Raw genomic sequence first — 8,697 nt, 5'->3', positions numbered from 1 at the left:
AAGCCAGACCACGTGAAACAGGCGCTCGATAAATTAATTCATTTTTATAAAAAACATTTATAAGAATACTGCAGGGAGATACATTATCTCCCTGATATTCACCTTTACGGTAATAAGTTGAATTTAAAGAGTATTATTCTTGATTGCCGGCGCCAAAATTTTTACTAAGCACGAGAAATAAATATAGTTTAATAAATCAAGAATTAATGAAACCAGTAGAGTTACCAATAATACTTAAACTTACTTTAAATAATAATTATCGAACTAAACAGCCAGGTATCAAAAATACATAACCCCGGCTTCATGTAAAAACCTTTTCAAATAAATAGTTTGACAATCAGATAAACATCTGAGGTATTGCTATGACAAACAAATATCCATCATTGTTTTCTCCTTTTATGCTGACAGAAGAAATAAAATTACGTAATCGTATCGTTATGGCGCCTATGACGACCTGGTCTGCGAATCCTGATGGAACCATCTCTGAACAGGAACTAGAATTTTATAAACGCCGTTCACAAAATGTTGGTCTGGTAATAACAGGATGCACCTATGTCACGCCAAGCGGCATTGGGTTTACTCATGAATTTGCCGCATATGATGACCGTTTCATTAACAGCCTTGAAAAATTAGCTGCTGCAGCCAAAAGTGGCGGAGCTCCGGCAATCCTGCAGATTTTTCACGCCGGTAATAAAGCTATCCCAGAGCTTGTGCCGAATCACGATGTTATTAGTGCCAGCGCATCAAGCGTAAAATCCGGTGATTTTATGAAGAGAGTGGTACAAAGCAGGGAAATGACTGAAAACGAAATTCAGGAAACTATCAGAGCATTCGGAGACGTCACAAAGAGAGCCATTAAAGCAGGTTTTGATGGCGTTGAACTTCATGGCGCGCATGGATTCCTTCTGCAGAATTTCTTTTCTCCTCTCTTTAACCGTCGTAATGATCGATGGGGAGGTGATCTCGAAAGACGTATGCGCTTCCCGCTGGCCGTATTACAGGAAGTAAAAAATGTAGTCTATGAATATGCGACCAGGCCCTTTGCTATCGGTTACAGAATATCCCCTGAAGAATCTGCAACAGGGGGGCTGCGGATAGAGGATACTTATAAACTCCTGGACCGGCTAATTTCATCCGGTATTTCGTATATACATACCTCGCTGGTCAGTGTTAACGATAGCTACCCCGTTGATTCGCCAAATGGATCACGAACCATTGAGTTGATTTTAAATCATATCGCAGGAAGAGTACCGGTAATCGCCGCAGGTAAAATACGCACGCCGTCTCAGGCTCAAGAGGCAATTTCTGTTGGCCTGCCACTTGTTGCAATCGGTAAAGGGCTGGTGATTAATCCAGAATGGGTGACTTTAGCTGAATCAGGTAGAAGTCATGAAATTCAAACAACCCTTAATCCACAGCGCGTTCCTGAATTAACCATTCCGGATAAACTATGGGATCAAATTCAGGCATCGAAAGGAACTGGCTGGTTTCCGTTAATAGATTAAATATCTATTTCCTTTGGAGAGGCGATAACCTGTTGTTCACATAATAGTAAAACTATCAAGCAAACTCGAACTCTGTTCAGGTTCACAAACTCTTTTAGATAATTAACCCGTCGCCGCAGCACACTCTTGCATATGGCGTGCCTGCGGTGTAATCCAGTAATGACTATTCCATATATTCGGCACTGTTGACAGCTTAATAGAACCCGATACGTCCTCTGATTACCAATAACGATATCTTGTATAATACCCTGAGAGATCCGACATTCTGAACAGTTGTGATATGTTTCCCCTGTGCCAATCGACGCCAGAATTGGTCACTCATGAGAGCAGACGCATCCACGGAGATGATTTCAGGTGATGTATATCGATGACTTTGCTGTCATAAGTGATGGCTGATGTGATACATCTTTTCAAATTTGTGATACACCTCAAAAAATTGGTTGACCAAACTCGTTATTTATATAAGGGCACTTACGAAGTGCACTCTTTTTTAAAGCGAGGAAGTACCAATGAAAGAGAATAAAATACAGCAAATCAGTAATAAACTGATTAATATCGTTGTTTTTGTTGCAATTGTAGAATACGCCTATTTGTTCCTCCATTTCTATTAATAACATCATAAAACAATTCACTTGCGTGATATTTAAAATATGTACCCCCCTGCTTTTCAAGCTATTTAGCGGCGTAAGAAAAATTGTTGATTATGAATTTGACGGTTTAACAATATCTGTCTGACTGGCAACATAATCATCTGTGATTAATGCTGGCCTATTGATGACACCAGCATTAACCACTTAAGAATGTATTATTCCTGTTCATTTATAGAATGCGAAAGAGAGAGTAAATAAAACTGTGGCAAATATTACTTTAGCACACCAAACCGAAGCATCCGTAAAATTAGCAGAATAACTGGTACAGTAGGTTGGAATAGAGTCATTTGTCAGGCATTCCATTGCCATAAGAATGACAATTTTGAATCAATATACAAGCTTTCTGGTAATGTATTACAATTTAATTCATTTGCTTTATAAAGCGTTTTTTATTGACAGGTGTTAACTTTGCGATCATATAAACTCTGTTCTTAAAAAACACTCCAAGAATTTTATATGATTTTCCTTGTTTTTCTGCCTGTAAAGATATTTCTTTCTCAGCACTGTCAATGGTTGAACCGACGGCAGTAACAGTTTTAGCGACGCTACTGAAGGACAATAAAGACAGAGCGGCAATGACAATTAAAGAATACGTAGTATTCATGGTTATTATCCTGATAATTAAGAGTATGGCTTTTTATATGCAAAGGAATTAAACAAGCGACAGTTTATTCCCTGATAAAATCATTTTACTGCAATTAAAACTCTATCTCCCTCGGGGTGAGAATGCATAATTTAGTGAATCTTGCTATGCACGACAGAGGGATATAAACTTTCCTCCCGATATATTGAATAAAACGGGAATGTAAACATTAACGTTATCCTTCAGTTTGCAGACGCAGTGGGTCTGATGGTAATTTCAGTTGTATCAACGCTTTCAGGAGATTCAATAATATGCCTTACTGCACGAGCTATATCTGCGGGTTGAAGTGCAACAGAACGGTAGGCGACCATTGCCTTCATGGTTTCCACATGGGTAATGCTTGACGCTAGCTCACTTTCTACAACGCCAGGATTTACGCAGGTCACGCGTATTTTCGAACTTTCCTGCCGTAAGCCATCAGAAATAGCCCGTACAGCAAACTTAGTTGCACAATAGACTGCGCCAGTAGGCACGACAGAAAGAGCACCAATAGAACCAAGATTGATGATCTGACCGGAACCCTGTGCTTCCATCACCGGAAGTACGGCGCCAATTCCCCAAAGCACGCCCTTGATATTCACGTCAATAGTGAGCTCCCATTCATCCTGTTTTCCTGCTGCAAGCGGTGAAAGCGGCATAACGCCCGCATTATTGATAAGAACATCAACCCGGCCCCAGCTATCCAGCGCAGCTTGCACAAAACCGCTCATGGACTGTCGGTCTGTAACATCCAACGCCCGCGCTTTAGCAATACCGCCTGCGCGACAGATTTCTGCTGCAATGGCTCCGATCCGCTCAAGTCTGCGTGCTCCCAGTAAAACCTTCGCACCTGTCGTTCCCAACTCTCTGGCAATACCTTCCCCAATACCACTTGATGCGCCGGTGATTAATATGACCTTATCCATTACGTTCTCCTTCAAATGTGTTCGGAGAGATAATAGAACTTTATGATTGGTTCCAGTATCCTGCTTTCAATGTACTCAGTGGTTAGCGGCATTAAACAATGAAAATCGATCTTAATCTTTTACCCATTTTTATCGCGGTAGCAGAAGAGAGTAATTTCAGTAAAGCCGCCGCACGACTGGGCGTTACCCGTTCAGCGGTCAGTCAGGGAATAAGACGGCTTGAAGATACTTTCGGGACAATGCTTGTAATGCGGACCACGCGCTCAGTTAATTTGACGGAAGCAGGAGAACGGCTGCACAAATCGCTGTCATTACCTTTATCCGGTATTGAGGCGGCGTTCGAAGAAATGGTATCTGACCATATGCCACGTGGACTTCTCAGAATCGCGGTGACGTCGATAGCTGAAGAATTTCTTTCAGGTCCGCTAATCGCTTCGTTTGCTGCTGCCAATCCCGCCGTTACGCTTGATATTGTAGTCACAGATGAGGAATTCGATATCGTAGCCGCAGGTTACGATGCTGGCGTAAGGCTCGGAGAAGTCATTGAAAAAGACATGATTGCTGTTCCCCTTACCGCCAGGCAGCGTGAAATGGTGGTTGCCTCTCCCTCCTATCTCGCAGCCCACAGCACACCTGTTCATCCGCGTGAACTTGTGAATCATAAGTGTATCGGCTGGCGTCAATCCCCGGATGTTGCGCCTTATCGCTGGCCATTTGAAGAAAACGGGAGAGCTTTCGACCTTGCGATTGAACCGCAGATTACGACTAATGATCTGCGTCTGATGTTGAGGCTGGCTCTTGCCGGCGGAGGCATAACAATTGCCACTCAGGAAACTTTCAGGCCGTATATTGAAAGTGGTAAGCTCGTATCTCTGCTTGATAACTTTCTTCCACAATTTCCTGGCTTCTATCTGTATTTCCCTCAGCGTCGCAATATTGCACCAAAGCTCCGCGCCCTGATTGACCACGTCAAGGAATGGTGACAGCAATTGGCTTAATTATCTGCACCTACACTGCCTCATGCCAGAGCATGTATTTTGATAAATTGCCAGGGTTGCAATTTGATAAGTCCGAGTCTCGTCATGTTGCTGTACCGAACGCAAAGCGTCATGGGTTACGGATGATAAATAAAGACATTTTTACTCTCCTGCCGCTTTCGTCTACAGACAGCACGAACATCATCAATCTTGAATGACAACAAGTAGATATGCAGCGCGGGTAGCATGAATAAACCCTGAAGATCGTAAATCAAACTGCGCTATTGGACGTAATTATGAGTCGAAATGTCCCAAATATGGCACAGGAGGAGAACGTAGTTTACTTAAATGCGAGATAACTTATTGATTTAAATGGTGCCGATAATAGGAGTCGAACCTACGACCTTCGCATTACGAATTATAAGAATCCGCTTGTAATTCAAGGGATTATCCCATCAACACTGCGCTCTCACGTCCCACCACATCAAAACATGTAAAGCCTTGCAAGCCATTGTGAGGCCTTATGTGTCTCAGTTTTGTCTCATCAGACATAGCAAGTATCGATCAATTGAGACTTGGATGATAGACTTCATGCCTTTCAGAGCTCATTGATTAAATAAATGTTAAAGTTATTTGTAAAGTACACATCTATAGGTGTGCTGAACACACTTATACACTGGGTGGTTTTTGGTGTATGTATCTATGCCGCACATACCAGTCAGGCCCTGGCAAACTTCACAGGTTTCGTAGTGGCTGTGAGCTTTAGCTTCTTCGCGAATGCAAGATTCACATTCAAAGCATCGACTACAGCGATGCGCTACATGTTATACGTGGGATTCATGGGAATATTAAGTGCGATTGTTGGTTGGGCTGCTGATAAATGCTCACTTCCTCCAATAGTCACTCTTATCACCTTCTCCGCCATCAGCCTGGTGTGCGGTTTCGTCTATTCAAAGTTCATTGTCTTTAGGGATGCGAAATGAAAATATCTCTTGTCGTTCCTGTCTTCAATGAAGAAGAAGCGATACCTGTTTTCTATAAGACGGTACGTGAATTCCAAGAGTTGAAGCCATATGAAGTAGAAATTATATTCATAAATGACGGAAGTAAAGATGCCACAGAGTCAATTATTAACGCGCTGGCTGTTTCAGACCCGCTAGTTGTTCCGCTGTCATTTACACGCAACTTTGGTAAAGAACCAGCCTTATTTGCAGGGTTAGACCATGCAAGCGGCGATGCTGTAATTCCTATTGATGTCGACCTGCAAGACCCTATTGAGGTTATCCCTCATCTTATTGAAAAGTGGCAGGCTGGTGCTGACATGGTGCTTGCGAAACGTTCAGACCGCTCAACTGATGGACGACTGAAACGTAAGACAGCTGAGTGGTTCTATAAGTTACACAACAAAATAAGCACCCCAAAGATCGAGGAAAATGTCGGAGATTTTCGACTCATGTCTCGTGAGGTTGTGGAGAACATTAAACTATTGCCTGAGCGCAATCTTTTCATGAAAGGCATACTGAGCTGGGTGGGTGGTCAGACAGATGTCGTTGAATATGTACGCGCAGAGCGTGTTGCTGGCATCTCAAAATTTAATGGCTGGAAATTATGGAATCTGGCACTGGAAGGTATCACAAGTTTTTCAACCTTTCCTCTTCGCGTATGGACTTATATAGGCTTGTTTGTTGCAAGCATTTCGTTTTTATATGGTGCATGGATGATTATAGATACCCTTGTCTTTGGTAACCCTGTACGCGGGTATCCCTCCTTGCTTGTATCAATACTTTTCTTGGGTGGAGTGCAACTGATCGGGATTGGTGTTCTCGGAGAATATATAGGTAGAATTTACTTAGAAACAAAATCAAGACCTAAGTATATTTTAAAGAAAAGGTAGAAAATAACCATGAGCATATGTATTAAACAATCAGCATTAAAAATATTATTGGCTTTATCAGCACTTCTAATAATTTGGTTGACTACCAGATACTTTCCAGTTGAACCGGATGTTGCTAACAGCCCAATTGTATGGAGGCATATTTTAGAGAATGGTATATCATCAATCCACGACTGGAAACCAACCGTGGATAATTGGTATTTCACCGTTTACCCAATTAACTTTTTATTTTTTATGCTGTTAGGTGATGATGGCTTAGTAGCATTAAGATTATCAACTGCAGTTTTCTCTATTGCTATAGTAATAGCAGCGATGTTAACGCTACGTAAGGCATTCGGGTTTACTCCTGCTTTGGTTTCCATTATACTTCTATCTCTAATATCATATTTTTCATACACTTATGGTTTTGTATCACATCCTTTTTCTCATAATTCAACAAACGCTTTTGGCTTTTTATGCTTGCTTATATCTGTTTTCAACATACAGTATAAAAGTATATTTATCACTCTCCTCTTAAGTTTGACAGCATTATTTTCCAGCGTATCCGATCCGTGGTTTACGGCTGCATTTTTCATTCCACTATTAATATCTTACTTTTTATTCTCCGTATGGGATAAAAAATTATTTAAGCATACTGCATTAATACTATTTGCATGTTTAATCTCTCTTTCCAATGTATTGCAAAATCTACTTGACATACCTCCCCATCAATTTGAAATTGTATCACTCAATGATATAATTTTAAATGCAAAATGGTGCATTCTATTAATAGGAAAAGGTCTTAATTTATTAGTTATCGACAATAACGCAACATCTTACGCCTCATTTGTCATTTGGTTCATTGCCATTATTACATCTGCGTGGTTTGTTTTTTCGGATAATAAAAAAAACAAATACCGCATTTATATTGTGTTATTTTCATTATTATCTATCGCAGGTATTGTCTCATCATTCATACTGAGCTATAAATCTCCTGATTATATTAGCATGCGTTTCTTTATGAATGTTACCTGTTTCGCACTGATATTGTGTTGTATCGGCACATCAACAAAAGCAAAGATATTATTTTATCTAATCGCATTTTCTTTTTCAATCAGTTCAATTAACTCTTACATAAATAATGCATCACCATTACACGATCAGGAGAAGACTGTTAAATCATACATTGATTTTTTAAAAAAAAATAATCTCCATTATGGGTACGGCTCTTTTTGGGATATGTCAATGACTGTAAATTGGTTATCTGGTGGGGACATACAGATAACTCCTGTTTTCTTTAATGCTGATTCGGGGAAAATTGACTTTACTGGCGTGAGACAACAGACACTGACTTCTTGGCATAGCAAGGAGGCGTTCAATTCTGCTCCTGAGCGACAATTTATAGCCGTTTCCGTAGCTAACGAACCCGAACGATGCAAAGAAATGACATCCTGCCTTGCAGGTATTCAAGAACAATTAGGTAAGCCTGACGAAGTTTTGAACTTTGAAGAAAGAGTAATACTAGTATTTAACAAAAAACTTAACCTATAGTAAGTTGCCCGCTATTATATAAAACGTACTAACGAATGAATAACCCGTCTCTTTCGACGGGTTATATCCCTATCAGAAATAAAAATGGGGTGGTTGCCGTATACAACGATATCCTAATTTAGAGCTATATTCTAGAGTATATGAGATACTATAAATTTGAAGGAAGTATCATTATAAAAACCATATACAGTTATAATTAGACACCTCGTTTTTCATCCAATAACGAGTTTTCTCTTATAGATTGCTCTCTGGTTTTTTCGGCCACTCTGTATTTTTTATATCAACACGCATCAATAGCACGCGATATTTTTTCCATTTCAGTAACAGTTTCGTTTCATCATCTGTTGCCATATCTAAATCAACCGCATCCTGAAGCGGAGCTATGTAGTGGTCAACAAAAACTGGCCACAGCTTTAGAGTTTTTCCAGAACAATCGTTCTGATTCATTCGGCGTCAAACCACCATTATATTGATGAGGTCTGAGCTGGCTGTAATATCCTGTGATGTAATTCGTTATTGCCGTGCTGGCCTCACTAAAATTCGCGTAGCCATTATCCGGTACCCACTCTGTTTTCAGGCTTCTGAAGAACCGT

The 8,697-nt window shown here is 40.5% G+C and carries 9 protein-coding genes and 1 pseudogene; 6 read left to right on the top strand and 4 right to left on the bottom strand.

Annotated elements, in window-relative coordinates:
* Nucleotides 1-362 precede the first annotated feature (362 nt).
* Both A7098_RS22045 and ykgR read left to right on the top strand, forming a co-directional pair.
* Nucleotides 363-1,505, top strand: coding sequence for an NADH-dependent flavin oxidoreductase (locus A7098_RS22045; protein ID WP_105281417.1), 1,143 nt, complete (start codon nucleotides 363-365; stop codon nucleotides 1,503-1,505).
* Between the two features lie 509 nt (nucleotides 1,506-2,014).
* On the top strand, nucleotides 2,015-2,116 hold the full coding sequence (gene ykgR, locus A7098_RS24445) for a small membrane protein YkgR (RefSeq protein WP_000662205.1): 102 nt from the start codon (nucleotides 2,015-2,017) through the stop codon (nucleotides 2,114-2,116).
* Between the two features lie 400 nt (nucleotides 2,117-2,516).
* Here ykgR and A7098_RS22035 read toward each other — a convergent pair whose 3' ends face one another.
* Together A7098_RS22035 and A7098_RS22030 are read right to left on the bottom strand one after the other, a co-directional pair.
* Nucleotides 2,517-2,759 (bottom strand): DUF1471 domain-containing protein, encoded by a 243-nt coding sequence (locus A7098_RS22035; protein ID WP_032224623.1) that lies wholly within the window; start codon nucleotides 2,757-2,759, stop codon nucleotides 2,517-2,519.
* A gap of 221 nt (nucleotides 2,760-2,980) precedes the next feature.
* On the bottom strand, nucleotides 2,981-3,703 hold the full coding sequence (locus A7098_RS22030) for an SDR family oxidoreductase (RefSeq protein WP_032224621.1): 723 nt from the start codon (nucleotides 3,701-3,703) through the stop codon (nucleotides 2,981-2,983).
* Between the two features lie 98 nt (nucleotides 3,704-3,801).
* Here A7098_RS22030 and A7098_RS22025 point away from each other — a divergent pair, with 98 nt between their 5' ends.
* From A7098_RS22025 to A7098_RS24335, 4 genes are all read left to right on the top strand, one after another.
* Nucleotides 3,802-4,686, top strand: a complete 885-nt coding sequence (locus A7098_RS22025; protein ID WP_032224619.1) for a LysR family transcriptional regulator — start codon at nucleotides 3,802-3,804, stop codon at nucleotides 4,684-4,686.
* 614 nt (nucleotides 4,687-5,300) lie between these two features.
* Nucleotides 5,301-5,663, top strand: coding sequence for a GtrA family protein (locus tag A7098_RS22020; RefSeq protein WP_000915847.1), 363 nt, complete (start codon nucleotides 5,301-5,303; stop codon nucleotides 5,661-5,663).
* Nucleotides 5,660-6,574: a glycosyltransferase family 2 protein gene (locus A7098_RS22015; protein ID WP_105281416.1), complete on the top strand. Its 915-nt coding sequence runs from the start codon at nucleotides 5,660-5,662 to the stop codon at nucleotides 6,572-6,574. The genes A7098_RS22020 and A7098_RS22015 overlap by 4 nt, the downstream gene beginning before the upstream one ends.
* Nucleotides 6,575-6,583: 9 nt before the next feature.
* Nucleotides 6,584-8,104 (top strand): glycosyltransferase family 39 protein, encoded by a 1,521-nt coding sequence (locus A7098_RS24335; RefSeq protein WP_237712299.1) that lies wholly within the window; start codon nucleotides 6,584-6,586, stop codon nucleotides 8,102-8,104.
* Nucleotides 8,105-8,338: 234 nt separating this feature from the next.
* On the opposite strand, the pseudogene A7098_RS21995 reads toward A7098_RS24335, so the two are convergent.
* Together A7098_RS21995 and A7098_RS21990 are read right to left on the bottom strand one after the other, a co-directional pair.
* A pseudogene (locus A7098_RS21995) lies at nucleotides 8,339-8,494 on the bottom strand (tail fiber assembly protein); the annotation flags it as partial.
* A gap of 1 nt (nucleotide 8,495) precedes the next feature.
* Nucleotides 8,496-8,697 (bottom strand): IS3 family transposase (locus A7098_RS21990; protein WP_157943563.1); only part of this gene is annotated, 202 nt, incomplete at its 5' end.

Source organism: Escherichia sp. MOD1-EC7011 (assembly GCF_002965005.1).
GTDB lineage: Bacteria > Pseudomonadota > Gammaproteobacteria > Enterobacterales > Enterobacteriaceae > Escherichia > Escherichia ruysiae.
The sequence above is the reverse complement of the archived record's forward strand: the minus strand, read 5'-3'. Positions and strand labels throughout refer to the sequence as shown.